This is a genomic window from Mycoplasmopsis primatum ATCC 25948, from assembly GCF_000702785.1.
In the GTDB taxonomy this organism is placed as follows: domain Bacteria; phylum Bacillota_I; class Bacilli_A; order Mycoplasmatales; family Metamycoplasmataceae; genus Mycoplasmopsis; species Mycoplasmopsis primatum.
Genome location: NZ_JNJV01000062.1, coordinates 1 through 1,083 on the forward strand (window position 1 = coordinate 1; position 1,083 = coordinate 1,083).

Sequence of the window (1,083 nt, forward strand, 5' to 3'; positions counted from 1 at the left end):
AAAGCTGACTTAGCCTTTATTTTACATATGGTAAATCATTTAGCTACAAACGGAACAGCTGCTGTTGTTATGTTTCCTGGTACATTATATAGAGGCGGTGCCGAACGTGATATTAGAGAATATTTAGTTAGAAATATTAATGTTGTCGACGCTATTATTCAACTACCAGAAAATTTATTTTTTGGACCAACTATTTCAACTTGCATTTGAGTGTTAAGAAAGAACAAAAGCGATACAAATGTATTTTTTGTTGATGCTTCAAACGAGTTTATAAAAGTTACTAATAAGAATAAATTAACAAATGACAACATAAATAAAATAGTAGATACAGTGAGATTCAAAAAAGAAATAGAGCATTTTTCTAAAATAGTTAATCAATCAGAAATTATTGACAATAACTTTAATCTTTCAGTAGGCTCTTACGTTGAAAAAGAAGATACCAGCGAAAAAATTGACATTAAAGTCTTAAATAATCAAATCAAAGAAACTGTTTCCAAAATTGACAAATTACGTAATGAAATAGACGAAATAGTAAAAATGTTAGGGGACTAATATGAACAAAATTGAAAAATTAATTAAAGAAATGTGTCCTAATGGAATTGAGTATAAGAAAATTAAAGATGTAGTTTTAAAAAACTCATTTAAACAGGTTGATGCTAAGACATTAGCATTATTAAATGAGAATAAGGGGGATGTTAAATTATTACCAAGCTCTCAAAATTATGATTGGTTTTGTAGTATTCAAAATGCTGATGATACATATTTGAACAATGGAGAGGTTATAACACTTGGAAGAGCAAGATATCCAAATATAAAATATTGAAAAGGTTATTTTGTTAGTTCGAATAATGTTACAATAACATCCGGAAATACATCTGTTTTATTAAATAAATTTTTATATTATTTCTTAATTATGCATAGTCAAGAGTTTTATGTTGAATCATCAACATATCCTAAATTCGATAGCAATATATTTGATGATTTTACAATTCCCATTCCTCCTTTAAAAATTCAAAACGAAATTGTAAAAATCCTTGATAATTTTACGGAGTTGGAAGCGGAGTTGGAAGCGGAGTTGGAAGC

2 protein-coding genes are annotated in these 1,083 nt (G+C 27.7%); both read left to right on the forward strand.

Annotated elements, in window-relative coordinates; translation table 4 throughout:
• The coding region (locus T386_RS0104230) for an N-6 DNA methylase (protein ID WP_029513869.1) at positions 1-552 on the forward strand (552 nt) is incomplete at its 5' end.
• Position 553: 1 nt separating this feature from the next.
• Positions 554-1,083, forward strand: a 530-nt coding sequence (locus T386_RS0104235; protein ID WP_029513870.1) for a restriction endonuclease subunit S, incomplete at its 3' end; no start/stop codon positions are given.